Source organism: Thalassotalea euphylliae (genome assembly GCF_003390335.1).
Lineage (GTDB): Bacteria > Pseudomonadota > Gammaproteobacteria > Enterobacterales > Alteromonadaceae > Thalassotalea_F > Thalassotalea_F euphylliae_B.
The window spans coordinates 68,590-95,089 of sequence record NZ_QUOU01000001.1 but is presented as its reverse complement, the minus strand read 5'-3'; the positions used below and the strand labels follow the sequence as shown (position 1 = coordinate 95,089).

Genomic DNA, 26,500 nt, shown 5'->3' with positions numbered 1-26,500 from the left:
TGCCGAGATTGCCAAATAAGACCTACTTGAATTCAAGGTCTAATGGATGTGCCACTAGTGATCATGCGCCCCCGCAATTTCACCATGTGGCGTACGGAAGTTTTCAACCAAGTCTTGAATTTCGCTTGGTGCTGGCCCTGTTGCTTTGAGCACAATAAAGGCAACAGCAAAGTTAACCAAAGCGCCAACCGAGCCAAAGGCATTGGGCGAAATACCAAAGAACCAGTTTTGCTCCATGCCGCCCATAAACGAAGTACCCGGAATAAACATGATACCTTTGTGCTGGAACACGTACAGCATAGTGACGCCTAAACCTGCACACATGCCAGCAACCGCCGCTTTACTGCTCATTTTCTTCGAGAAAATACCCATCATCAGCGCGGGGAAAATACTCGATGCCGCTAAACCGAACGCGAGAGCCACAGTACCCGCAGCAAAGCCCGGTGGATTGAGGCCAAGATAGCCAGCAAAGAGTATAGATAGCGTCATCACCACACGACTTGCTCTCAGTTCAGATTTCTCACTCATATCGGGCATCAACACCCCTTTCATCAAGTCGTGGGAAACCGCTGAGGATATCGCGAGCAATAGGCCGGCTGCCGTTGATAGTGCCGCCGCTAAACCGCCCGCCGCCACTAAGGCAATCACCCAGTTCGGCAAGTTCGCAATAGACGGGTTAGCAAGTACCATAATGTCACGGTCAACTTTTACCATTTCATTGGTTTGAGCATCAGACGTGTACTGAATTTTGCCATCACCATTTTTGTCTTCAAATTGCAGTAACCCGGTGCGCTCCCAATCTTTAAACCACTGTGGTCGCTCATCGTAAACGAGGTTTTCACCGGCAGCAGGTTCAATGGTATTCATTAAATTGAAACGCGCCATCGCGCCAACCGCTGGTGCAACTGTGTAAAGTAGCGCAATGAACACTAAGGCATAGCCCGCCGATTGACGTGCCGCTTTAACAGAAGGCACAGTAAAGAAGCGCATAATCACATGCGGCAAGCCAGCCGTACCTATCATCAATGACATGGTGTAGGCGAACATTTCAACCGAGCCTAAGGTCGAGGTGGTGTATTCTTTAAAGCCAAGATCGGTGACCACCATATCGAGTTTATCCAAGAGATACACGCCGCTGCCATCGGCTAATGTCGAGCCAAGTCCAAGCTGTGGAATAGGGTTACCCGTGAGTTGTAGCGAAATGAAGATTGCTGGAATAGTGTAAGCGGTGATCAGCACGACATATTGTGCAATTTGGGTGTAGGTAATCCCTTTCATGCCGCCGAGCGTCGCATAGACAAATACCACCCCCATGCCAATGTAGAGGCCCATGTCGTATTCCACTTCAAGAAAGCGAGAAAAAGCAACACCCACCCCTTTCATTTGCCCAATGATGTAAGTCACTGACGCGATAATTAAACACACCACGGCAACAATGCGCGCCGTTCGCGAGTAAAAGCGATCACCAATAAATTCAGGCACCGTGAACTTGCCGTGCTTGCGCATGTAAGGTGCTAAACACATTGCCAGCAACACATAGCCGCCAGTCCACCCCATTAAAAATACTGAGCCACCATAGCCGAGAAAGGCAATGAGTCCGGCCATGGAAATAAAGGAGGCGGCACTCATCCAATCGGCACCAATCGCCATGCCATTTTGCAGTGGGCTAATACCGCCACCTGCCGCGTAGAATTCACTCGTCGAGCCTGCCCTCGCCCACCAAGCAAGGAAAAAATACAGTCCAAAGGTACCGCCCACGGCGATCCATGTATAAAGCTTTAATTCATCCATTACTGGTCCTCCACATTGTATTTTTTATCTAGTTGATTCATTTTGTGGGCATACCAGAATATCAATCCGACGAAGGTGTAAATTGAACCTTGCTGCGCAAACCAAAAACCCAGTTTGTAACCACCCAAGCGGATAGTGTTTAGCGGTTCAACAAGCAGTAAACCAAAGCCGAACGATACGATAAACCAGATTGCGAGACAGATTAAAATAAGTCGCAGGTTTTCCTGCCAATAACTTGTTTCCACAATGCTCTCCTCGTGTCGCCTGTTGTATTTTTAGAGTAAATTTCGAGTAGGTTTTTCCAGTATGTGCTGTACCTACCTTGCATAAACCCTAGCAAGGAAGTTTTTGTTGAGGTATTAAACTTTAGTCTAGGTTGTCTTGAAAACCGTTGACCTGTGCGCCGCGCTCACCTAAAAAGAACAAGGAGACACGGCAACACAGCAAAGGCAATGCATGGATAATGAACTCAGCGAGATTTACGCCTTTATGAGCGGCATCGCGCCGTTTGAGCAAGCGCCAATTGAATTGGTGGCTAAGCTCGTCAGTCATTTCTCAATTAAGTACATCACTCAGGGGCAATCTCTGCCGCTGAATGCCAACAACGCGCAAGCTCCGTGCTTTTACATCGTCCGCAAAGGGGCGTTGAGCTACGTTAAAACATCGCTGCAATCGACGGAGCTAATTGGCAAGTATGGTGAAGGGGATATCTGCACAGTATTTGGCTACCCAGAAAAATATGCCGACATCGCAGTAACCGCTGACGAAGATTGCTTACTGTATTGCATTGAAAAACAAGCCTTGCTCAACTGTGTGATTGATACGCCTGATATTGGTGAATTTTTTGAACGCTCAGCAGAAGAGCGCCTCAAACATCAGGTTTCCACCTTACACAAGCAAGCGACTGTCGACGCGACACTAGCCAACACAGGCATCGACCAGCTGTATCAATCACCAGCGGCAACTATTGCAGTAAGTTGCACGATTCGCGAAGCCGCAGAAAAAATGACTGCACTGGGATTTTCTTGTTTAGTGGTGGTCAATGACTTACAGGCAGTATGTGGCATTGTCACCGACAAAGATTTTCGCCGCCGCTGTATTGCCCAAGGTATCGCACCCAGCGAACCCATTAGCGCCATTATGACCGAAAATATCACCACCATGGATGTCAGAAGTACGGCATTTAATGCGCTGATCACTATGACCAGTCAACATATCCATCACTTGCCCATTACCGATCAAGGCCAGTTGTGCGGCATGTTAACCATTACCGATTTAATGTACTTCGCCGAACAAAATGCGATTAGCCTGACCAGTCAAATTCACAAATCAAGCTCAGTCGACGAGTTGGTAGCGCTCAGCCAACTAATACCCAAACTTCAAATTAGAATGGCAAAACTCGGCATTCCCGCAGAGCAAGTGGGGAAAAGCATTAGCGCCATCACCATGGCGGTTACCATACGCTTAATCGAAATTGCCGAGCAGCTATACGGTGCAGCCCCCGTGCCTTTTGCGTGGGTTGCCGCTGGCTCGCAAGCAAGACAAGAACAACTGGCTCAATCGGATCAGGACAATGGACTGATCATTGACAACAGCATGCGAGCAGAGCATGCGCCGTGGTTTGAAAAGCTCGCCACCTTCGTATGCGATGGCTTAGCCAAATGCGGTTTTGTATATTGCCCCGGTGAGATCATGGCAACTAACCCGAAATGGCGAACAACCCAAGCCAAATGGCAACAGTATTTCAACCAATGGATCACCACACCCGATCCCAACGCCTTGTTGCAATGCAGCGTGTTCTTTGACTTAGCAACCATCTATGGTGACACGCAATTACTTGCGGGTATCCAGCAACAAAACATCAGCTCGACTCAAGGTGCCAGTTTATTCATCGCGCATTTATCAAGAAATGCGCTGCAATTTAAGCCGCCGTTAGGCTTTTTTCGCGACTTTGTCTTAGTGTCTAACGGTGATAACAAGAAGACGCTCGATCTCAAGCACAATGGTATCGCGCCTATTGTTGATCTCGCGCGAATTTACGCGCTGCAACAAGGGATTACGGCGGTGAACACCATTGAACGGCTGCGCCAAGCGGCGGGTACGCCAGCCATTACGCAAGCCTCTGCGGATAACTTAATAGATGCTTTTGAATTTTTAACCACCTTACGGCTCAACCACCAAGCAAATCGGTTAAATGCTGGTCAAAAAGCGGATAACTACTTATCCCCCACCGAGCTATCCAAGCTTGAACGAGAGCACTTGAAGGACGCGTTTAAAGTGATTAAAACCTTACAAGACAATCGTCAGGCGGTTTACTAGTGAGCCTAACTCACTGGAACCCTTTTAGCTTAGCCGCGCAGCGCAAGCGGCTCGCGGCGAAAGTCCCCGAAGGCCCGTTAAAAACTTTGTTGAAAACGCCGATCCCAGCGCCACATTTTGCCATCGGTGAAACTCCGTTATTGGCATTAGATTTTGAAACCACCGCCATATCGGCGCGTACGGGCGAGTTATTAAGTGTCGGATTTGTTGAGATCAACAATTTGTCGATATCACTTGGCTCAAGCCAACATTTTCTGGTTAAGCAAGAATACCAAAGTGTCAAAGGTAATAAGACGAAGCAGCATCAGCACTTCACGGAGAGTGCGACGATCCACCAAATTACCGCACAAGAATCACAACAAGGTTACCCTTTGGCAGTCGTTATTGAACAACTCTTACATGCGATGTCTGGCCGAGTCGTGGTGGCACATTTTGCAAAAATAGAACAAAGCTTTCTGGCAAAAGCCTGCAAGCAGCTGTATGGCTTTGCGCCCATTTATCCGATTATTGACACCTTAGCACTGGCCAAAAAACGACTTGATCAGCGACAAGCGGCTTATGACCCCTCTGCGCTTCGACTCACCAATTTACGCGCCAGCTACCAGTTGCCAAGTCACTATGCTCATAATGCGTTAAACGATGCGGTCGCCACCGCAGAGCTACTATTAGCAGAACTGGCGCACCACCATCAGGACACCACTTCGCTAGCAAAATTCTTGCGTTAAGTTCTTCATAAAAAGTGTTATTTCATCATGTAAAGTCGCGACAAACTCACCGCAATTTGTTGCTCGCTACGACTAAAGTCTAACCCTGTATGGGACAATCTTAGACTTAGGTCTAATTCATAAATGCGCAAACTCTCTCTACCTTAAAGCTAATCAGCAAAAAACTGAACCAGCAGATATTAGCAAGTAGAGAATTATTATGAGTACAACAAAGCCAAACGACATTTTTCACCCAAGCGCCGAGGTTATCGCCCAAGCTAATGTCCAAGACTATGACGAAACTTATGCGCGCTCTATCCAAGATCGCGAAGGGTTCTGGGCAGAGCAAGCTGAAACCCTAAGCTGGTATAAAAAATGGGACACAGTGTTAGATGAATCTAATGCGCCTTTCTACAAATGGTTTGACGGCGGTGCCATCAATATTGTTGACAACGCGATTGATCGACACTTGAACAATGCCAATCGCAACAAAATGGCAATTATTTGGGAAGGTGAAAACGGCCAAGTGCGCAACTTTTCCTACAATGGCCTAAACCGCGAAGTGTGCCAGTTTGCCAATGTGCTCAAAAGCATGGGCGTAAGCAAAGGCGACATCGTCACCATTTACATGCCGCAAATCCCTGAGCTAGTGTTTGCCATGTTAGCTTGCGCCAAAATTGGTGCGGTTCACTCGGTGGTTTACGGCGGCTTTAGCACCGAAGCACTGGCATCGCGAATAGACGATGCACAATCTCGGGTATTGCTCACCGCCGATGGCGGCTGGCGTCGTGGCAAGGCCATTGATTTAAAATCCATTGCCAACGATGCCATGATGCGTTCACCCAGTATTGAGGTGTGTATTTGTGTCAAAAATAACGAGCTTGACGTTGAGATGGAGCCAACCCGTGATTTTTGGCTACACGACTTAAAAGCCCTACCAATCGCCAGCAGCAAATGCGACACCGAGCAAACATCCGCAGAAGATCCGCTGTTTATCTTGTACACCTCAGGCACCACAGGTAAGCCCAAAGGCATGTTGCATACGCATGGCGGCTACGCGGTATACACCTCAACGACACACCGTATGGCATTTGATATAAAGCCACAAGACCGCTGGTGGTGTGCCGCCGACCCAGGCTGGATTACCGGTCATAGTTATATCGTTTACGGCCCTTTGATTAACGGCGCCACCATTATGCTCTACGAGGGCGCGCCAAACTATCCTTACCCCAATCGCTGGTGGCAAATCATCGAAAATTACGGCATCAATATTTTGTATACCTCGCCAACGGCGATTCGCGGATTGATGCGCTTTGGCGATCGCTGGCCACAAAAGCACGACTTATCCAGTTTGCGTTTGCTGGGCAGTGTTGGCGAACCCATTAACCCGGAAGCATGGCGCTGGTATCACCATGTGATTGGCCAAGACAAATGCCCAATCATCGACACTTGGTGGCAAACCGAAACGGGCGGCTTTATGATTTGCCCACTACCGATCACGCCACTCAAACCCGGCTCAGCTACTAAGCCTTTCTTTGGCAACGAAATGACCATTGTTGATGATGATGGTAATGAAGTGGAGACCAATGACGAAGGCAAGTTGATCATCAACAACCCTTGGCCCGGTATGGCGCGCACGATATTCAAAGATCCAGCACGCTATCAAGAATTGTACTGGAAGCAAACAGATGACGGCAATTGGCGCTATCTCGCTGGTGACAGTGCGAAAAAAGATGAAGATGGTTATATCTGGGTGATTGGTCGCATGGATGAAGTATTGAAAGTCAGTGGTTATCGATTAGGTACCGCCGAGATAGAAAGCGCCTTGGTCAGCCATCCAGAAGTCAGTGAAGCGGCCGCTGTTGGCTTACCGCACGAACTCAAAGGTAATGCCATTCACACTTATGTCATTCTCAAACAAGGGAATACACCATCCAAAGAATTAGCACTTGCCCTCAAAGCGCATGTCGCAAACGAAATGGGCAAAATCGCCACGCCAGAAGCCGTTGAGTTCGTTGACAGTTTGCCGAAAACACGTTCTGGGAAAATTATGCGACGCGTACTCAAAGCACGAGCGCTTGGCCAAGATGAAGGTGATTTAAGCACGCTGGAAGAATAGCCAGCGACAGCAATGGCACAGCAACTGCGCGATGTTTGATCGCGCAACGCATATCACCCCAAACCAGACAAAAAAGCTAAACAAGATAAAACAACGACAACAGCGAATTTAGCCCGTAGATTGATGCTTTACCTCCAATCTCAGCGCTGATAGCAATGGGAGATAAAGATGAAAACATTTCACAAGTCACTACTGGTGGCAGGCATATTGGCAGCCTCATCACAGGCAAATGCCGGTTATGAAGTCAAAATAACCGATCAAGACACCCTCACCTTTGGTGGCTATATCAAACTCGATGCGCGCTACGTTGATGGTAATGTCAACAGTATCACCAACGACTATTGGGTGGGCTTAGGTAATGTCGGTGATATTTCCAGATTCAGCTTTCGGGCGACGGAAACACGCTTCAATACGAAATATGTGCGCGGTGATGTCACTGGCTTTATTGAAATGGACTTCCATGGCGGTGGCGGTAACGAAATTGTGTCCAATTCATCAAACCCTCGGATTCGACATGCGTTTATCAAATACCAAGATTTCCTTGTCGGACAAACTTGGTCGACCTTTGTAAACACCAGTGCCTTGGCAGAAGCTGCTGATTTCGCCGGGCCATTGAACTCAGTTGCCTTTATTCGCCAGGGGCAAATTAGATACACCAAAGGCGGATTGCAGCTAGCAATCGAAAACCCAGAATCAGATCGCGGCGACTCAAGCCAAGACTCAGTGCCAGACGTTATCGCTAAGTACACTTTCTCTGGCGATTGGGGCAATGTTTCGGTGGCAGGCTTGGCGCGTCAGCTAAATACCGTGGGTGGCAATTCAGAATCAGCCTTTGGTTATGGTATCGCGGGCCGCGTTAAAACCTTTGGCCGAGATGACATCAGATTCCAGTTGCACGGTGGAGAGACTGGCCGATACGTTGGGGTTGTTGCAGCGCGAGATTTGGTCGGGGAAGAAGTGGAGGAGTCGACATCCGTCATGGTTGCCTACCGTCACTTCTGGTTCGATGACTATCGCAGCAACATATTCTACGGTAAAACAACCACAGATGTGGCCGATGCTGAGCGTATTCATTGGGGTATCAATATCTTCAACAACCTTACACAGCACCTTTCATGGGGCTTTGAGATAGGCAATTTTGAACAAAAAGACTCAAATGCAGATTCCGATTATGCACAGCTATCGGTGAAATACGTGCTTTAGCAAACACCTCTCAAACAAGGTGATAAAGGGCGTTATCTTGCCTTTTATCACCTCCTTTCCCTCCTTGATAAGCACAGCATTATCGCGCCCAATAAGCCATACGAAATACGCTAATAATTAATCAATTTAACTATTTTGTGGTCTTTGCTTTATCGACAGAGAATACCGAGCACTTTGCCATTAAAAAAATATTTCCTTACATTTCATTTACATAAAAGTTTTTTACCTGCATGGCACAACCTTTGTAACATGAGTTGCATCTTAATTAGTGTCAGTTTATTTATAGGGAATGACCATGAAAACGTTAGCAACTCTCCTTTTCGGTTTATGTATTACGAGTACGTCTGCACTTGCTACCACCAGCAACGCCAATTTGATCGACGTTGATACGTACAAAGAAGAATATCAATCGGCATTAACACTATACCAGTCTAAAGACTACGAAAAAGCTTTGGCAGCGCTTGAGGTCATTGCTATGCGTGGCGAAAAACAGGCGCAATATATCTTAGGTACTATGTATTTAAACAGCCAAGGCACTAATCAGGATTTATTAAAAAGTTACGCTTGGTTATCCGTTGCTAATGAGCAAAAGAGCAAGCAATGGAAGAAACCACTTGCCATGCTGAATGAGAAGTTGCCTGCTGACTACTTGGCGCTAGCCAAAGAGCAAGCGAGTCATTATCAAGCACAATACGGTGCTAAAGCGCAAAAAATGAAATGCCGAAACACCAAAACGCTTGGTTCAAAAAAGCCAACACATTTGTGTACTAAATCAGAAGTGAAAGACGGCTTTTACTATATCAGCAACCCAGCATTGGCAGCTAACTAACTTTGCCATCTTGTTTGATCAGTTGCCTGAACACTTGTCGTATTGATATCTCTGGATCAATAGTGGTCTTTGCCCTAGCCCTCCCAACCGGCTAGGGCTTTTTTTCACGCATAAAAAAGGCGACTCATTTGAGTCGCCACAATCAGCTTGGTTGGGAAAATAAGCTGAACAATTAACAGTTAAGAGGCCTCGTGCTTTTTTAACATAGTAAACAAGGCGTCTTTCAAGTGCAGACGCTGTTTTTTCTGCTGTTCGAGGTATTCATCAGAGGTATTTTCAACACCTTGCTCAATGCGAATAACTTCATGATCAAGCTCGTGATACTCTTTAAACAAACGCGCAAAATGAGCATCATTCATCTTCAAATGGCGGATGGCGTCTTTAAACTCAGGAAATTCATGATGCAAATCGTGTTTTTCATTCAACATAATTCAACTACCCCTACTTAGACTCAAAATTAATCATGTGTTAAGGAAACATTAGTCCTAATCGATAATTTCAGTGTACGCCTAGTAGCTTATAGCATATTGATCTAGCACAAGTTTTGATTCGCTTTGTTTGGGGGCTTTCACCTCGCCTTTGCTTAGCGGGCACTTATACCAATTGAATTAATTAATTGATCAATTCAGAGCGCTGTCAGCGGTGGGAGAACAAGCCAAATTTTTGTTGATATAGTTGTTCTACATCTCATCAATTTGGCGCAGTTATCGCGACGCTGACACGCTCCCAAAGGGCTGAGGAATCCCCAAAAAGTGACAGGCATAACAATTTGTGATCTTATTGAATCGCCAAACACAATAAGGACAACTGTTATGCCTGTAAAATCACTATGCCACAACTACCTTAAAAATACCCTCTCTTCCTTCAATCGCGCACGCATGAAAACCTTAATGCTCAGTGCCGATGCGTTAATTGACTCGAATCGGTTAACTCTCACTGATATAGGTCGACACCTCGAAGGAAAAGCGTTCAGTAAAAACAAAATTAAACGAATCGACAGATTTTTAAACAATGACCACTTACAACGAGAGCTTATTGACATTTACCGTGCGCTTGCCAAGCCCGTTATAAGCCAATTGCCATACCTAGTCATTGCTGTCGACTGGAGTGGGTGCTGTGGCTCAAATTATCATTTGTTACGCGCTAGTTTATTGGTCGATGGTCGCTCAATGACGCTCTACAACATGGTTGTTGAAGAAAAGGATAAGGAAACCCGTACCACTCATCAATTGTTTCTCTCACGATTAAGTCACATATTGGCGGGGCATGCGAAAGTGTATATCACATCTGACGGCGGCTTTTTAACACCTTGGTATGCCGAAGTACTTGCCCACGGATGGGATTTTATTGGTCGACTGCGAGGTACAATGAAGTGCCAATTGAAACAGCAGCCAACGCAATGGCAAACCTTAGCGCAGTTAAGAAAGGACGCCAGTTGTACACCTAAAAATTTAGGGAGCGCAAGGTTAACGCAACACAGCAAAACGGGGTGCCAAGCGAGCCTGCACCTTTATCAAGGTGAGCACAGAGGCCGACGCGGGAAAAGCCGCTTTACTAAGGATGATAAAATGTACCGCAACCTTGCTCATGAACCTTGGCTCATCGCGACATCTGATGCCGAGCTAACAAGTCGCGAAGTAATCAATTTGTACGCTAAACGTATGCAAATAGAGCAAAACTTTAGAGATGACAAAAGTGAGCAGTATGGTTTTTCTTGGCGGTTTAGTCGAACGATGGGCATTAAACGGATGAGCATACTGTGCCTTATCGCTTGTGTAGCAAGCTTGGTACTCTGGCTTATTGGCTTTGAAGCAGAAAGAAGAAAATGGCACTTTAGGTTCCAAGCAAATACCGTGAGAAAGCGGCGCGTGCTTTCATTTCTGTCACTCGCCAAAAATATTGTCAAACAATGCCCTCACCAGTTAACAAAGAGGTTTATCAAAAGGAGTTGGTTAAATTTCATTAACGACTACAACAAGATAATCATTGTATGATAAATGGGGATCCCTCAGCCCAAAGGGCGAGTTTAAAAGGTTCATATGCTGCGTTATTGATTTTGACAAGGGAGCGACCATTCTCTGCAATCAATGCCTTGCCTCTGAACCTTTTAATTCTCGCTGAATGATTAAGTATTTATTTCAATTGGTATTAGCATATTCTTAGCTCTCTGTTAGCCTAGTTCAGCTAAAAAATCTTTAACTGTCACGTAAATAAACATCGGCATCGCGAATTTGCATCAGTGATTGTGACTCGGTGGCATCAACTGCGCTAAAGCCAAATTTTTCGTAGAGTGAATGCGCATCAAACGTTGCTAACATAAAACGCCGTAACCCCTGCAAATCATCATGGTTAACTATGTATTCAACAAGGTACTTACTTAGCCCCTCGCCACGTTCACCAGCCACTACAAACACATCCGCAAGATAAGCAAATGTCGCCTTATCAGTGATCACACGGGCAAATGCCACCGTGTTATTTTGTTGATTCAGCACAGCGAAACACAATGAATTTGCCAACGCTTTGTGCAAGGTATCTGCTGGCATTCCTGCTGCCCAGTAACTGCTGGAGATAAAATCGTGTATGACCTCAAAACTCATTTCATTGAGTTGGCAACTTATGCGATAACCATCCATCACAGCTCTCCATTTATGTTGGTTTATTTTTTGCCATGCTATTGGAGCTTAAAAAACGTAACTAGCTCGAAGTTCTAGAATTGACGAGTTATTGAAAGTGTGCAGCGATAGTTATCCATCTCACTATCGCTGCCTTAGTTTTCACTTAAAGCGTTTTATTGTCCGCCTGTTTACGTGCGGGCCGTGCTCCGTGAAACTTATTTTTTCAGCTTGGCAAATGCATCAGCAAAGGCGTTACCCATGGCAGCATTCGTGGGCGCTTTGTCTTTGCGCGGCTTATGCTTGCCGGCATTGTGTTTACCCGCATTATGTTTACCCGCATAGCTTTTTTGCACGGGCTTGCCGTTGCCTTGCTGATGGTTTTGTTGCTTAGTTGGCTTAGCGCCGCCTGCTGTGTTGACATCGTCATCCAAGCGCATGGTTAAGTTAATACGCTTGCGTTCAACATCGCACTCAAGCACTTTCACTTTCACCACGTCACCGGCTTTGACAATCTCGCGCGGATCACTGACAAATTTATTCGTCAGTGCCGAAATGTGTACCAAGCCGTCTTGATGCACACCAATATCAACAAAGGCGCCAAAGTTAGCCACATTTGAAATTACGCCCTCGAGCACCATGCCCGGAGTAAGATCCGCCAAACTTTCAACGCCTTCTTTAAATTGCGCCACTTTAAACTCTGGACGCGGGTCACGACCAGGTTTGTTCAACTCGTCGATAATATCTTTGAAGGTCAACTCGCCCACCATGTTGGCTGGTAAAGTTTGATAATCAACCTGGGCTAGCAGTGATTGGTTGGCAATCAGCTCGTCTACTTGTGTAGCCAATTGCGCAATCATCGCAGCCACCACAGGGTAGCTTTCTGGGTGCACGCCAGTGTTGTCCAACTTATTGTCACCTGCGCGAATACGCAAAAAGCCCGCCGCTTGTTCAAACGCTTTTGGCCCTAAACGCGCAACTTTAAGGAGTTGGTTGCGATCGCTAAAACGGCCGTGCTGATCGCGATAATCAACAATATTTTGCGCAATGGTTTTAGTTAACCCCGCGACACGTGATAGCAATGACGCTGACGCGCTGTTGACATCAACCCCGACCGCATTTACGCAGTCTTCAATCACATCATCGAGTGACGCAGTCAGTGCACTTTGGCTAACATCATGCTGGTATTGACCAACACCTATGGCTTTAGGGTCAATTTTTACCAATTCTGCCAACGGATCTTGTAAGCGGCGTGCAATCGACACCGCACCGCGAATTGAGACATCCAGCTCAGGAAACTCAGCCGCCGCTAACTCTGAAGCAGAATAAACCGACGCCCCTGCTTCGCTAACCATCACTTTTGTCGGCTTGTTGTCTGCACAAGCAGCAACCACTTCCGCCACCAGTTTATCGGTTTCCCGAGAACCCGTGCCATTGCCAATAGCGATTAGCTCCACTTTTTGCTGACGCGCTAAATTAACCAGTGTACGCATCGACTTGTCCCAGTTATTTTGCGGAGCATGTGGGTAGATAGTCGCCGTTTGCACTAATTTACCCGTGTCATCGATAACCGCCACTTTACAACCGGTACGCAGGCCAGGATCAATCCCCATGGTTACTTTCGCCCCCGCAGGTGCGGCCATCAGTAAATCTTTTAAGTTACTGGCAAAAACGTTAATTGACGCTAGCTCAGCTTGTTCACGCAAGGCACCGAAAAATTCGGTTTCGAACTGGCCAGACAGTTTGGTTTTCCACACTTGTTGAATAAGCGCGGTAATGAATTTGGCCGCAGCTTGGTTTGACAGGCGTAAACCATAGTGCTGAGCAATAATGTCGTGGGCAGAGCAATAACTTTTGCTATCGCTGCTTGGGTCAACCGCGATACTCAAGCGCAAAAAACCTTCATTTTTGCCGCGTAGCATGGCTAACATGCGATGTGCTGGCACCTTCACTAGTACCTCTTGATGCGCAAAGTAGTCGCGATATTTTGCCGCTTCACCCTGCTTGGCTTTAACCACCTTACATACCAAATGCGCCTGTTTTTTTAGGTGGTTACGCAATTTAGCCAATAGTTCGGCATCTTCACCACTGCGCTCCGCCCAAATGCTAACGACACCAGCCAGTACGTCTTCACTGGTGCTAAAACCTTTATCGGTATTGATAAAGTCTTTAGCGGCTTGCTCTGGCACCGTTGTTAAGTCGCCAAAAAGCATATCAGCCAGCGGTTCAAGGCCAGCTTCAATCGCCATTTGCCCTTTGGTGCGACGCTTGGGTTTGTAAGGTAAATACAAATCTTCTAAGCGGGTTTTATTGTCAGCACTTTCGATGGCTTGGCGCAACCCTTGAGTCAGCTTACCTTGCTGCTCAATATTGGTTAGCACCACTTGGCGGCGCTCAGCCAACTCACGCAAATAGGTTAATCGCGTCGCTAAGCTGCGTAGATGACCATCATCTAATCCGTGCGTGGCTTCTTTTCGATAACGAGCAATAAAAGGGACAGTTGCTCCTTCGTCGAGTAAATTTATCGCCGCTGTAATTTGAGCGGTGTTAACATTAAGTTCTTGCGCAATTTGCTGAGCGATTTGGCTCATAGAAAACCTTTGAAAAAAGTTGAACACATGTTCATTTGAAAGAAATAATGCCGCAAATTATATACGCAATTTACGGCAATATGCTTGCTGGAATAACAAAAAACTATCTCAGTAAATTAACGCAAAATACGGGCACGGAAATTACGGCCTTTCATTTTCCCGTCGCTGATTTTTTTCAATGCCGTCTTGGCGACTTTGTTGTTCACCGCAACATAGGCTTTGACATCCAGCACTTGAATCTTGCCAATTTGCTCGCCCTTAATGCCGGCAGTTCCTGTTAAACCACCGACAATATCACCGGGGCGCAGTTTGTGCTTTTTGCCACCGTCAATTTGCAACGTGGTCATGCTGGCTTTGGCTGGCGTATTCGACAGCACATTGGCATCCGGCAGTGGCTGCGTTTCAATGGTGATATCTTGATAGCTTTCAATATCAGCAATGCGGCGTGTGTCTTTATCGCAATATATTGAACAAGCGATGCCTTTTTCGCCCGCTCGCCCGGTACGGCCAATGCGATGCACGTGCACTTCTGGGTCGGGGGTGATGTCGTAATTAATGACAGCTTCAAGTTCATCAATATCAAGTCCGCGCGCAGCAACATCGGTCGCGATCAGTATTAATGCACTTTTGTTGGCAAAGCGAATTAAGGTTTCATTGCGGTCACGCTGCTCTAGGTCGCCATGCAATGCCAACACACTAAAGCCAAATTCCCGCAACCCCTGTTCGACTGTTTGCACTGCCGCTTTGGTATTGCAAAAAATAACGCTAGATGTTGGATTATGAGCAAGTAGCAAACGGCGCACGGCGTCGAGTCGCTCGTCGTTACTGGGCACCTGATAAAACACTTGTTCAATGGTACTGGTTTGATGCACAGATTCGACTTTAACATGCGCTGGCTTACGCAAATATTTCGCAGCAATCTGTTGAATTTTATCGGGAAAGGTTGCGCTAAATAACAGCGCTTGTTTAACCACTGGGCAGTAGTCAACAATCGCATCTAGCGACTGCTGGAAGCCCATATCTAACATGCGATCCGCTTCATCTAAGACCAACATATTCAAATGGGTAAGGTCTAATCGTCCCTTATACAAATGGTCTTCAATACGCCCTGGCGTACCGACAATAATATGAGCGCCGTGCTCCAACGAACCAATTTGCGGACCCATTGGCATACCGCCGCACAAGGTCAATACTTTGATGTTGTGAATAGCTCTGGCTAGCAGGCGAATTTCTTTCGCCACTTGATCAGCAAGTTCACGTGTCGGGCACAGTACCAAGCTTTGCACGCGAAACTTTTTCACATCCAGTTTATTTAATAGCCCAAGCGCAAATGACGCGGTTTTACCTGAGCCGGTTTTCGCTTGGCCAATCACATCTTGCCCTGATAATATCAGGGGTAAGCTTTGTGCTTGAATATCGGTCATTTCGCGATAGCCCAAGCTATCTAAATTGGTTAATAATGGCTTTTTCAACGACAGTGTTGAGAACTTGGCGGAATGCAAATTGATGCCCTTCTAAAATTAAGATAAACCGAAAACGGTAATTTCAAGATTGTACCAGCTAGCCGATAATCTCGCTGTGATTATTCCACCACCGCTAATTGAGATAATACTAACAGGGATAATGCTAATTCGGCACGGTTCGATTACACTGGCGTTGTCACCAACCACTACGCCAAATCCCAACTCGTAATAACAACATATGATAAAAACTGCGATTTTCGTTGACGTTCAAAACATTTATTACACTACGCGCCAAGCATTTGGCCGCCAGTTTAATTATCGTGCTTTCTGGCAACAAATCAGCGCAGATCATGATATTGTGCTCGCCAACGCCTATGCGATCCAGCGCAGTGACGACCAGCAGCACAAGTTTCAAACGGCGCTCAAGCACATCGGTTTTAATGTCAAACTCAAGCCCTTTATTCAACGTGCCGATGGCAGTGCTAAAGGCGATTGGGATGTCGGTATCACCATAGATGTTATGCAAGCAGCCGCTGCGGTTGATAAAGTGATCCTGCTGTCAGGCGATGGTGATTTTGATTTATTGATGCACCACATTAGCGCGCAACACGGTGTGACTACGCAGGCATTGGCAGTGGCTTCATTAACAGCAAATAGCTTGAAGGCCTCCGTTGATAGTTTTACGGCTATTGATGACAGCTTATTACTGGCAAGCCGCTAGTTACTGTTAAAGACACGTATTTTAATTGATAATCACCCCATGAAACGATCAAATTACATTACTCGCGCAGGCTATGAACGCCTTGATCGCGAGCTCAAATACCTGTGGAAAGACGAGCGCCCTAAGGTGACTAAGGCCGTCTCAGAAGCTGCGGCACTAGGCGATCGCAGCGAAAACGCGGAATACATTTATGGCAAAAAACGCCTGCGTGAAATTGACCGCCGCGTGCGCTTTTTAAACAAACGCCTAGAAGATCTGCAAATCGTTTATCCCGAGAAACAACAAGAAGGCAAAGTTTTCTTTGGTGCTTGGGTCAAGCTGATTGATGAAGACGACAAGGAATTTACCTACCGTTTGGTTGGTGTTGATGAGTGGGATGTGAAAAAAGGCGAAATCAGCATCGACTCCCCCGTTGCCCGCGCGCTCATTGGCAAACAAGTTGACGATGAAGTCGTGGTTAAAACCCCGGAAGGAGAGCGTTACCTCGAAGTCGTTGAGATTTGGTATAAGTAAACTTTTCCTCATCCAAAACCGTACTGAGCAATATTAGTGTTACTTGGCTAACGCTCCACTTTCGTTAGCCCATTCATCTAGAACAGCTTCTTTGGGAGCGTTAGGTATGAATTTGCTCAGGATACTTGCTTTGCTCGCGACACTCCCGTCATATGCTTTTGCTGACGACATTCTTTTTGACAATATCGAAACCAAACACTGGCAAACCGTTAACGACTCAGTGATGGGCGGCATTTCGACCAGTCGCTTTTACCATGAATTTGGCTACGGGGTATTTGAAGGTGACGTATCACTTGCCAACAATGGCGGTTTTGCTTCCATCCGCCGTGTCATCTCGCCTGACTTTAGCAGTGGCGGCGTTGTCCGTTTAGTGGTTCGCGGTGATGGTCGAAAGTATCAGCTACGCCTGAAAACACACGATATCTACCAAGGCGCTGCGTATGTTGCAGAATTTACCACTGAGGCGAACCAGTGGCAGCAGTTAAGTTTTACCGAACAAGATTTTAGCCCGCGCTTTCGCGGTCGCGACATTCTAGATGCACCGCCACTGAGGTTTGGTGACGCTATTCAAGTCGGCTTATTGATTGGCGATAAGGTCGCCGGAAAGTTTAAGTTGCATGTACAAGCCATCGAAGTACTCGAAGCCATTTAACCAAGCAGCATACAAATTTTGAAATTTACAGCATCATGAACCAAGTGGCACCACGCAAACTGCTCCATTCCAAATGGACACACACTCAGCCCGTAAAAAAAGAAAAACACTTTGCCGTGATCAACGTCGAGTTTGATGACGATGGCAAGGTGACATTATGTGAAATTCAAGCGGTAATGACGAACAACATTCGCGCAATAAACTGGCGCGATTTAAAAGACGCGGCCAAGTGGCGTCAAGGCTGGCAATAGGGTCATATCAGAAGTACCAAGCAGTAAATAAGGACAAATCCATCATGAAGACATTTGAACGCGATGAACTAGACAATTTAGAGCACAGGTATCGCACCCGCCTGATCAACAGTCTGTCGGGTTTTAAGAGTGCAAACCTGATCGGCTCACAAGATGTCGATGGTCAACTCAACCTTGCCATTGTTAGCTCAGTCGTTCACTTGGGTGCCAACCCACCGCTGATTGGTTTGGTGATGCGCCCCAACTCTGTGCCCCGCCATACCTTTGCCAATATCACCGAAACTGGTTTGTTTACCATTAACCAAGTCTCGGCAGAATTTTGGCAAGCGGCACATCAAACGTCAGCCCGTTACGCGCAAGAGCAAAGCGAGTTTGATGTCGTCGGTTTAACCCCTGAGTTTTTGAATGACTTCGACGCGCCATTTGTTGCAGAAAGCCAGCTAAAATATGGCGTAAAGCTTATTGAGGTTAAGCCTATCGAAGTAAATAATACTGAATTTGTCATTGGTGAAATCATGCAAATTCACGTCGGCGAGAGCGCTGTGCGTGCTGACGGCTATGTGGATATTGAGTCGATAGAAACTGTCGCTATTTCCGGCCTCGATAGTTACCACGTCACCAATCGCCTATCGCGATTAAGTTATGCCAAGCCCGACAAGCCAGTGAGTAGCTTAACGCTTGATGGTCAACAGGCGGCGCCGTTCGAGAATCAATTTGCAGTTGTGCAGAATTAAGGCGCTTACGCTTTAATCTATAAACGCTCATAGGGGCGCTCAAATCGCATCGAGCCGTGCCAGTAATTGCTCTGCTCTGGCCAGCGTCGCTTGTTGCTGGCTTTCCGCTTGTTTGTCCCAATTGCGATAAACCATGGCTTGCCTTGGGTTGGTACCAAACTTGGCGCGATGGCGGATCATAAAGTGCCAATACAGGCTATTGAGTGGGCAGGCGTCATCCGTGGTTTTTTCTTTCACCTTGTACGCACACGACTTGCAATAATCACTCATTTTATCAACGTAATTACCAGAGGCAGCATAGGCTTTTGAAGCAACTATACCGTCATCAGCAAATTGGCTCATCCCTCGCGTATTCGGCATTTCCACCCACTCAATGGCATCAATGTAGATGCCGAGATACCAAGCATCCACTTGATCCGGTGCAACCCCGGCCAACAAACAAAAATTGCCGGTGATCATCAAACGTTGAATATGGTGAGCATATGCGTATTGCAGTGATTGCTTGATCGCGTGATGCAAACAGTTCATTTTCGTTTCACCGCTCCAAAACCATTTGGGCAGGTTGTTACTCGCAGCTAACGCATTTTGCGCAGCGTAATGTGGCATATTTGCCCAATAAATGCCCCTAACAAACTCCCGCCAACCAAGAATTTGCCGGACAAAGCCTTCTATTTGCGCCAGTGAAATAAGATCCGGTTGTTGGCGGTAATAACCAATCGCCGTGTCGACGACAAGTTGTGGTGAAAGAATTTTCGTGTTGAGCGCAAACGACAAGCGCGAGTGATACAAACTCCACTGACGATCGGACATCATATCTTGCCCTTGGCACGTCATGGCATCTTGAAACTGGCCAAATTTAGGTAAGCAAATTACACAGAAGTGCTCAAGTAAGACCTTTGCCTGTTGGCGATTCACCGGCCACAACAATTGGTTTGGCTGCTCGCCAAAATGCGCAATGTTATGTCTCGCCAACCGTTTATTGATTGCCGTGACGTCATTGCCAAACAGCAGAGGTTCGGGCAGTTGTTCAATATCTTGGGGTTTAAGCTTTTGGCGGTTCTCTTGATCATAGTTCCATTGACCACCTTCTGGCGTTTCGCCCGTCATCAAATAGTTAAAACGCTTGCGTAACTTGCGATAAAAAGTCTCTAAACGGTGGCGTTTTTCTGCTTGGAAATAATCACTTAGCTCATTAAAGGTGAGAAAGAAATGCTCGGTTTCAACGCAATAGCTCGTGCCTGAGTATGCGCGTGCAAAGCCAAACAATTGCTCGGCAAGGCGAAATTCATCTGGCCGCTGATAGCTAAACACTTGGCATTGGTACTTATCAAGTAAACTGGCGAGTAATTGAGGAAGGTCGGCATAATGCTGCGTGTCATCCAGCGTCAAATGTAACACCTGATGCCCAGCTTGGCTGAGCGCGCCTGCAAACTGCGACATGGCGAGAAAAAACGCCTGAATTTTCTGCACATGGTGCGTTACATACGTTTGTTCTTGATGTAATTCTGCAATCACATACAACACGTCCGAGTGCTTTTCTTGGTACCACGAATGTCCAGCGTTTAGCTGATCACCTAAGATCAAGCGCAGCTCTCGATAAGCCTGATGGCTTGGCTGATCGAGCTGATAACTCGTGGTTGTTATGGTATCGGTGTTGGCTGACATCGTACCTTCCTGCTTTGATTACTTATTTTGATAACGACATCTACTGTCAAACGCGACTTCTACGACATCGCTGTGAGCAATAGATCACTTGCTCCCAACAATGACGCCATTTTTTCCGCCAAGCAAAAGGCCGTGCACATACAGGACATGTTTTTTGCGGTAAGTGAACTTTACGATGCGCCATGAGCAATCGGCCAGTCGGCGATATCCACCGAATCAATCGGCGCTGCTTGCTGCTCACCTTGCCAACGGGCAATGTAGTCGCCGTTTGGGTCGAACAGTTGCTGCTGTTTTGCTAGGTTAAAGTGCCGACCACCACGAGGATCGGCACCGACACCTGCAATATATTGCCAATTTCCCCAATTAACGACCGCATCGTAATCAATGAGCTGCTGTTGAAAATAGGCGGCACCATAACGCCAATCAAGCGATAACTCGTTGACCAAACAACTGGCGGTAATTTGCCGAGCGCGATTAGAAATATAACCCGTGCTATTGAGCTGGTGCATGATGGCATTAACCAGCGGATAAGGGGTTAAACCCAACTGCCATTTTATAAAGCGCTCGCCGTGAAAGCTGGTTAATGGTTTATGATGGTGTACGCCGGTGAACGCATATAAATCTTTGCCTATTTTTAACGCCAACCAATGAAAATAGTCACGCCACAATAACTCAAAGAATATCCAGTAAGTGGATTCATTTTCCCCTTGTAAGCGTTCGTGTTTTTTGAGCGCCCAATATACCTGCCTTGGCGACACGCAACCGCTGGCTAGCCAAGGGCTAAATTTCGTTGATGAAGACCAATCATCAAGCGCATTGCGCGTTTCTTTATAGTGCTGCGGGAGTTCACTTTGAAAGTATATCGCCAGCTGTAATTCGCCAGCATGGCTACCACCTTCAAATAAGCTCGCATCATCACAAGGTGAAAGCGATGATGACTGCAATGTTGGCAACACACTGTGATCAATAAACGTTGCCCCCATGTCCAGCGGCTGTGCATCGTAGTGCTGCAAAGTTTCTGGCATTGGCGACAAACTCGTTAGCTGTTGCGGCTGCGTGATTTCAGGTAGCTGTTTTTCTAGTAATCGGCGAAATTTGCTAAAAGTCGCGGGAACTTCGTCAATCGCAAACGGTAACTGAGACGATTCAAATAAAGTGTGCTGCCAAACACCTTGCCATGTCACATCAAATACCCGATTAGCCTCGGCTAAATTGGCAAGCTGGCGCTGGTAAGATGCAATCAATTGCTGCTGACGATAGTCACCCGTTGCAGAATAAAAGATATCCTTAACGCTATATGACTCAACCAAAGTGCTGAGCACTACAGTTGTGGCGCCCTTTACAATCAAGAGCTTTTGATCGAGTAACAAAAGCTGCTGCGCCAAGTCATTTAGCGCTTGCATAACAAATGTTTGCCTGTGCTCCCCCACCCACTGACACTGGTACTGCTGAGCGTTAGCTTGTTGCTCATCAAGCACATACAGCAAAATAAGCCTGTCGCATTGACGCGCGGCTTCAAACAATGCCCGATTATCTTGCAGGCGTAAATCGTTGGTAAACAAGAATAAGCCAGTCTTCATCGCATGACCGTAAAATCAGAAGAGTAATAAACTGAATTACGTATTAAACTCGCGCAGGGATGACCAGTCCATTCAATAGCACTTGATGCGAGCCTTGCCTGTTGCTTACCCAAGCAACAAGGGGCATCGAGCGCCAGCTATGCTGAAATGGCTGGCGATCACAGCTTTTCATGGAACCGTATTACGCTAGCAAAACACACCACTGATTGGCTAACGGCGCATTGGCGCTAGCTTTTATTAGGCTTATCGGCATTTGTGGGCACGATTCTGCTGACCACGGGCACCTGGCAAACATCGAGCACCGATGGCGGCTTTTTGTAGAAAAATGCGTGGGAACGCGCACGACGTTCCACCAGTTTTTTCACAAAGGCTGCCGATTCAGTGTCTTCAACTTGGATCGTGATTTGCTCGTCAATGGGTAAGCTTGACATTAACGCCATACTCACAATCGGTGTAAAATCGGCATTATCAACGGCAGCTTGCCCTTCAATGACCGCAGTACGGGTGATCGCCTGTACGTGATTCATGCCATAAACCACTCGGCCAAATATCGTCATAATGCGATCTAAATAACGTGGCGCTTGGCCATTGGTGATATAAAAATGGCTAGTGCCGGAATCAGGCTCGTTACCGCGTGCCAGTGCTAAGACTCCCGGACAGTGCGTCAACCAGGCTTTGTTTTCCGTATCATCGCTAGCAACAGCAAAGCCACCGCTAAAACCCGTTTGTTTGGCAAATAAATCCGGCGATTGCACTGGCGTGATCCGAGGCGATTGAGCTAACAGCCACTCACTTTCCATCGAAATCGTACTCGCTGTTTGCTCGTGCCCTAAATTGTCGCCATAAGCTTGCTCACTTTCTGCCGGCCCTGCTTGCGCGACAAAACCATCAATAACGCGATAAAACTTGTTATCTTGATAGTGACCATTCGCCGCAAGCGCTTTGAAATGTGCTACGTGGCGTGGCGCAAACTGCGGCGCTAACTCAAATATCACTTTGCCATGCGGTAAGGTCATCACCATTAAGTTATCAGGGCTTAGGGTGCGCCATTGAGTGTCTGCCACGGCATGGCTGCTGACCCACAAAAGTGCTGCACTTAGCAAGCTGTTAAGGTGCTTTTTTATCATGATTTCGTCCGTTGTTTTTCCGCTTATCTTGCGCAACTATTGTCAGTAATTCAATAGACTTGCTACCATTGCCAGCACTTATCGTTTTCTGCAAACCGAGGAATTTTAGTGAACAAAAGTAGCACCACTAACCTTGTCGCCCTGTTACTGGTTATTATTGGTCATTTCGCTGCCCAACCTGTTGTTTTTGCCATTGGCTTATTTGCTTTGTCAGGTGCGGTCACCAATTGGCTTGCGGTACATATGCTCTTTGAAAAAGTCCCCGGATTATATGGCTCTGGCGTGATTCCGGCGCGCTTTGAAGATTTCAAAATTGGTATTCGCGAATTAATGATGAAGCAGTTTTTCACCAAGGAAAATATCGACCGTTTCCTCTCGGATGACAAAGGTGGCGCTGCCAGTATTAACTTAGAGCCGGTGATCGAAAAAGTGGATTTAAATCCCGCTTTTGATGGTCTAGTGGATGTTATTGAAAACTCACAATTCGGTGGCATGCTGGCGATGGTCGGCGGCAGTGAAGCACTACAACCGATGCGCGAGCCTTTTATCGAAAAAATGAAAAGCGCCGTGAAAGACATCACTCAAACCGACGATTTTCATACCAATTTGCGCGAGTCATTGGAAGGCGATAGCAATATCGCTCATATGCAAGAAAAGGTCAGCGATATTATTCAGCAGCGCCTTGACGAGCTTACCCCGCAATTAGTAAAAGAAATTATCCAAGATATGATCCGCAAGCATTTGGGCTGGCTCGTGGTTTGGGGCGGTGTCTTCGGTGGTGTGATCGGCTGTATTGCCGCCTTGACCAAGACCTTTTAGCCAAGCGTTGATCTGGTTTTAACTGCTTGTCATGCCGAGTGAAAGTTTTCACTCGGCATTTGGCTTTCTCCGCTCATTTAGCCTTTGCTACAGCAGCCAAAGAAAGTTGTTAATTTCGCTTTTATTTAGCCATCTAAATAGCTATGCTTAGGCAGTAATCGTACTGTCTTTTCACAGTATTTCTCTCCCTTAAACAAGAAGGTAAATGGAGTCATGTTTGGTAGCTTAAAGCCACGTCCTGCGGATCCGATTCTGGGTCTATTGGCAAAATATCGCGAAGATGAAAACCCACAAAAAATTGATTTAGGTGTCGGCGTATACAAAGACGAAGCTGGTCACACCGCAATTTTAGATTGTGTAAAAAAAGCGGAAAAACATCGTCTCGATACCGAAGATACCAAAGTTTACATTGGCCCTACGGGCTCACCGCTATTTAACGAAAAAATGGCTAAGCTAATTTTTGGTGAACACCAAGTGCTTGCCAACAACCGCGCGCGTACAGTGTCTACGCCAGGTGGTACAGGTGCATTGCGCGTTGCTGCGGAATTTATCAAATCGTGTAAAGCCGGCGCGACCATTTGGGTAAGCGATCCCACATGGGCGAATCACACAGGTTTGTTCGAAGCTGCGGGGTTAACAGTAAAAACGTACCCTTACTACGATTTTGAAAACAAAAACCTAGATTTTGACGGCATGTTAGCAGCACTTAAACAAGTGAGTGCTGACGATGCTGTGCTATTACACGCCTGTTGCCATAACCCAAGTGGTATGGATTTAAGCCAAGAGCAATGGCAACAAGTCGCTGAAGTGGCAAAATCAATTGGCTTCTTGCCGGTCATTGATATGGCATACCAAGGGTTTGGTGATGGCCTAGACGAAGACGCATACGGCCTGCGCCTGATGGCAGACAGCGTTGAAGAAATGGTGGTTTGTAGCTCTTGTTCTAAAAACTTTGGCTTATACCGTGAGCGTATTGGCGCAACAACCATTATCGCTAAATCAGCAGCAGCGGCAGATATTGCAAGTTCAGTACTATTGCATGTGGTACGTGTTATCTATTCAATGCCACCAGCTCACGGTGCGGCGCTGGTGGAAACCATTTTAAGTTCAGATGAACTGCGTAACCAATGGTACGATGAACTGCAAGAAATGCGCGATCGCATTAACGGCAATCGCCAGAAGATCGTCGACAAGCTCGTGGAAAATGGCGTAACGCGCGACTTTACCCATATTGTTCGCCAAAAAGGTATGTTTTCCTTCTTGGGTATTACCCCAGAGCAAGTGCAGCGTTTGCAAGACGAGTATAGCGTTTACATGGTTGGCTCTAGCCGCATGAGTATCGCAGGTATTTCCAATAGCAATGTGGATTACCTAGCGCAATCAATCGCGAAGGTGCTGTAATTAATAAAGCACTAAGTTGAGTTAACAGTTTAAAACCGGGTTCGCACGGTTTTTTATTGTCTAACTATTAGCTAAATTTTATGTGAAAAGAACTTGGCTACACCTCGATTACAGACTTTCACTTATGATTTCGGTATAGTGCGCCCCAATTAATTTTTGCTTATATGGGTGTTAATGATCATGGTCAACGGCAATTTATTTATTCTTTCGTCGCCAAGCGGTGCAGGTAAGTCCAGTTTAATTTCTGCGCTACTCAAGCAAGGCTCAGCGCGCCCATTACAAATGTCAGTATCAACGACAACACGAGCACCACGCCCAGGTGAAGAAAATGGCGTTCACTACCACTTTGTTGATAAAGCCAGCTTTGAACAACAAATCAAAGACGGGGTATTTTACGAGCACGCACAAGTATTTGGTAACTACTATGGCACATCTGCCAATGCGATTGACGAACGCCTAGCACAAGGTATCGACGTATTCTTAGATATCGACTGGCAAGGTGCTCAGCAGGTACGAATGAAGCGCCCTGATGTAACGACCATCTTTATTGCACCGCCATCGCGCCAAGAGCTGGAAAGTCGTTTACGTGGTCGCGGCCAAGACAGTGATGAAGTGATCGCTGATCGCATGGCCAAAGCACAAGCCGAGTGCTCGCACTATCAAGAGTTTGATTACATCATAGTAAACGACGATTTTGATACGGCATTAGCCGACTTAACCACGATCGTCAACAACCAGAGATTGAAGCGCAGCCAGCAAGCACAAGCGCATCAAGATTTATTCACGGATCTATTGGCTAATGATTGATCGTTTACTATAATAAGCGGCTATTTTTGAAAATAATCATTGTGGAGTAGCTACATGGCTCGCGTAACTGTTGAAGATGCAGTAGAAAAAATCGGCAATCGCTTTGACTTGGTGTTAGTTGCATCACGTCGCGCTCGTCAAATCGCCACGGGCGGTAAAGACGCTTTAGTTGAGTTAGAGAACGACAAACCAACGGTATTAGCTTTACGTGAAATCGAAGCTGATTTAATTTCTTCTGAAATTATGGATGACGCTGAGCGTCACGAGCAAGTTCAGCAAGAATCTGCTGAGTTAGCGGCTGTAGCTGCCATTGTTGGTGGTCAGCAAGGCTAATTAGCCTGCAAAACTTATTGCTGAAACGGGTTAACGGTGTCAATCGTTAACCCGTTTTTTGTTGCCGTCATTTATGCGAGGTAAAAATTATTTCCGAGCGGCGCAAACTCCTCCGATTAGGCGACATTACTGGGCAAAGTCAGGTCACTGCCCCTTGGCAAGCCCGCGAATATTGCTTATCCTTGCCTTAACGTGGGTTAACATTATTCAACCATTGATTTAGCTGCGTTTTCCCTCTTTCTCTAATTTTCTCGTCAACCTACTTT

Annotated in this window: 25 protein-coding genes; 15 read left to right on the top strand and 10 right to left on the bottom strand. The window is 46.5% G+C overall.

Annotation, left to right across the window (positions count from 1 at the left end; all coding sequences use genetic code 11):
- Positions 1-54: 54 nt before the first annotated feature.
- On the bottom strand, positions 55-1,791 hold the full coding sequence (locus DXX93_RS00395; protein ID WP_116006325.1) for a sodium:solute symporter family protein: 1,737 nt from the start codon (positions 1,789-1,791) through the stop codon (positions 55-57).
- Complete coding sequence (locus DXX93_RS00390; RefSeq protein ID WP_374188917.1) at positions 1,791-2,036, bottom strand: DUF4212 domain-containing protein; 246 nt, start codon at positions 2,034-2,036, stop codon at positions 1,791-1,793. Before DXX93_RS00390 ends, DXX93_RS00395 begins: the two co-directional genes overlap by 1 nt.
- A gap of 211 nt (positions 2,037-2,247) precedes the next feature.
- Between DXX93_RS00390 and DXX93_RS00385 the strand changes: the two genes are divergently transcribed.
- The 5 genes from DXX93_RS00385 to DXX93_RS00365 all read left to right on the top strand — a co-directional run bounded on the left by DXX93_RS00385 (position 2,248) and on the right by DXX93_RS00365 (position 8,965).
- Entirely contained in the window at positions 2,248-4,110 is a 1,863-nt protein-coding gene (locus DXX93_RS00385; RefSeq protein ID WP_116006323.1) for a putative nucleotidyltransferase substrate binding domain-containing protein, read from the top strand.
- On the top strand, positions 4,110-4,835 hold the full coding sequence (locus DXX93_RS00380) for an exonuclease domain-containing protein (RefSeq protein WP_116006322.1): 726 nt from the start codon (positions 4,110-4,112) through the stop codon (positions 4,833-4,835). Before DXX93_RS00385 ends, DXX93_RS00380 begins: the two co-directional genes overlap by 1 nt.
- Before the next feature lie 199 nt (positions 4,836-5,034).
- Positions 5,035-6,933 (top strand): acetate--CoA ligase, encoded by a 1,899-nt coding sequence (gene acs, locus DXX93_RS00375; RefSeq protein WP_116006321.1) that lies wholly within the window; start codon positions 5,035-5,037, stop codon positions 6,931-6,933.
- A gap of 168 nt (positions 6,934-7,101) precedes the next feature.
- Entirely contained in the window at positions 7,102-8,136 is a 1,035-nt protein-coding gene (locus tag DXX93_RS00370; protein ID WP_116006320.1) for a DcaP family trimeric outer membrane transporter, read from the top strand.
- 295 nt (positions 8,137-8,431) lie between these two features.
- Positions 8,432-8,965, top strand: a complete 534-nt coding sequence (locus DXX93_RS00365; RefSeq protein ID WP_116006319.1) for a sel1 repeat family protein — start codon at positions 8,432-8,434, stop codon at positions 8,963-8,965.
- A gap of 179 nt (positions 8,966-9,144) precedes the next feature.
- On the opposite strand, the gene DXX93_RS00360 is transcribed toward DXX93_RS00365, so the two are convergent.
- Positions 9,145-9,393, bottom strand: a complete 249-nt coding sequence (locus DXX93_RS00360; protein WP_116006318.1) for a YdcH family protein — start codon at positions 9,391-9,393, stop codon at positions 9,145-9,147.
- Positions 9,394-9,777: 384 nt separating this feature from the next.
- Here DXX93_RS00360 and DXX93_RS00355 point away from each other — a divergent pair, with 384 nt between their 5' ends.
- Complete coding sequence (locus DXX93_RS00355) at positions 9,778-10,959, top strand: IS4 family transposase (protein WP_116006317.1); 1,182 nt, start codon at positions 9,778-9,780, stop codon at positions 10,957-10,959.
- A gap of 201 nt (positions 10,960-11,160) precedes the next feature.
- Here DXX93_RS00355 and DXX93_RS00350 read toward each other — a convergent pair whose 3' ends face one another.
- From DXX93_RS00350 to dbpA, 3 genes are all read right to left on the bottom strand, one after another.
- Entirely contained in the window at positions 11,161-11,598 is a 438-nt protein-coding gene (locus DXX93_RS00350; RefSeq protein WP_116006316.1) for a GNAT family N-acetyltransferase, read from the bottom strand.
- A gap of 197 nt (positions 11,599-11,795) precedes the next feature.
- Positions 11,796-14,168, bottom strand: coding sequence for a Tex family protein (locus tag DXX93_RS00345; protein WP_116006315.1), 2,373 nt, complete (start codon positions 14,166-14,168; stop codon positions 11,796-11,798).
- A gap of 116 nt (positions 14,169-14,284) precedes the next feature.
- The gene (gene dbpA, locus DXX93_RS00340; protein WP_116006314.1) at positions 14,285-15,670 is read right to left on the bottom strand and encodes an ATP-dependent RNA helicase DbpA; all 1,386 of its coding nucleotides are present in this window, start codon (positions 15,668-15,670) and stop codon (positions 14,285-14,287) included.
- Between the two features lie 199 nt (positions 15,671-15,869).
- Between dbpA and DXX93_RS00335 the strand changes: the two genes are divergently transcribed.
- From DXX93_RS00335 to DXX93_RS00315, 5 genes are all read left to right on the top strand, one after another.
- Positions 15,870-16,352, top strand: a complete 483-nt coding sequence (locus tag DXX93_RS00335; protein WP_116006313.1) for a LabA-like NYN domain-containing protein — start codon at positions 15,870-15,872, stop codon at positions 16,350-16,352.
- Positions 16,353-16,391: 39 nt separating this feature from the next.
- On the top strand, positions 16,392-16,865 hold the full coding sequence (gene greB, locus DXX93_RS00330; protein ID WP_116006312.1) for a transcription elongation factor GreB: 474 nt from the start codon (positions 16,392-16,394) through the stop codon (positions 16,863-16,865).
- 106 nt (positions 16,866-16,971) lie between these two features.
- Positions 16,972-17,517 carry a CIA30 family protein gene (locus tag DXX93_RS00325; protein ID WP_116006311.1) on the top strand — a complete coding sequence of 182 codons (546 nt, stop codon included), beginning with the start codon at positions 16,972-16,974 and terminating at the stop codon, positions 17,515-17,517.
- A 35-nt stretch (positions 17,518-17,552) separates the two neighbouring features.
- Complete coding sequence (locus tag DXX93_RS00320) at positions 17,553-17,768, top strand: TIGR02450 family Trp-rich protein (RefSeq protein WP_116006310.1); 216 nt, start codon at positions 17,553-17,555, stop codon at positions 17,766-17,768.
- A 44-nt stretch (positions 17,769-17,812) separates the two neighbouring features.
- On the top strand, positions 17,813-18,502 hold the full coding sequence (locus DXX93_RS00315; RefSeq protein WP_116006309.1) for a flavin reductase family protein: 690 nt from the start codon (positions 17,813-17,815) through the stop codon (positions 18,500-18,502).
- Positions 18,503-18,541: 39 nt separating this feature from the next.
- On the opposite strand, the gene DXX93_RS00310 is transcribed toward DXX93_RS00315, so the two are convergent.
- The 4 genes from DXX93_RS00310 to DXX93_RS00295 form a co-directional block, all read right to left on the bottom strand.
- Positions 18,542-20,167, bottom strand: a complete 1,626-nt coding sequence (locus DXX93_RS00310) for a cryptochrome/photolyase family protein (RefSeq protein ID WP_116006308.1) — start codon at positions 20,165-20,167, stop codon at positions 18,542-18,544.
- Positions 20,168-20,213: 46 nt separating this feature from the next.
- Positions 20,214-20,351, bottom strand: a complete 138-nt coding sequence (locus tag DXX93_RS00305) for a DUF2256 domain-containing protein (RefSeq protein WP_116006307.1) — start codon at positions 20,349-20,351, stop codon at positions 20,214-20,216.
- A complete protein-coding gene (locus tag DXX93_RS00300; RefSeq protein WP_116006306.1) occupies positions 20,338-21,747 on the bottom strand; it encodes a DASH family cryptochrome in 1,410 nt (469 codons plus the stop codon). The genes DXX93_RS00305 and DXX93_RS00300 overlap by 14 nt, the downstream gene beginning before the upstream one ends.
- Before the next feature lie 227 nt (positions 21,748-21,974).
- The gene (locus tag DXX93_RS00295; protein ID WP_116006305.1) at positions 21,975-22,874 is read right to left on the bottom strand and encodes a peptidylprolyl isomerase; all 900 of its coding nucleotides are present in this window, start codon (positions 22,872-22,874) and stop codon (positions 21,975-21,977) included.
- A 108-nt stretch (positions 22,875-22,982) separates the two neighbouring features.
- Here DXX93_RS00295 and DXX93_RS00290 point away from each other — a divergent pair, with 108 nt between their 5' ends.
- From DXX93_RS00290 to rpoZ, 4 genes are all read left to right on the top strand, one after another.
- A complete protein-coding gene (locus DXX93_RS00290; protein ID WP_116006304.1) occupies positions 22,983-23,693 on the top strand; it encodes a DUF445 family protein in 711 nt (236 codons plus the stop codon).
- Positions 23,694-23,906: 213 nt separating this feature from the next.
- Positions 23,907-25,094: an amino acid aminotransferase gene (locus tag DXX93_RS00285; protein WP_116006303.1), complete on the top strand. Its 1,188-nt coding sequence runs from the start codon at positions 23,907-23,909 to the stop codon at positions 25,092-25,094.
- Positions 25,095-25,271: 177 nt separating this feature from the next.
- Positions 25,272-25,901: a guanylate kinase gene (gene gmk, locus DXX93_RS00280; RefSeq protein ID WP_374188935.1), complete on the top strand. Its 630-nt coding sequence runs from the start codon at positions 25,272-25,274 to the stop codon at positions 25,899-25,901.
- 54 nt (positions 25,902-25,955) lie between these two features.
- Entirely contained in the window at positions 25,956-26,234 is a 279-nt protein-coding gene (gene rpoZ, locus DXX93_RS00275) for a DNA-directed RNA polymerase subunit omega (protein WP_116006302.1), read from the top strand.
- Positions 26,235-26,500 lie beyond the last annotated feature (266 nt).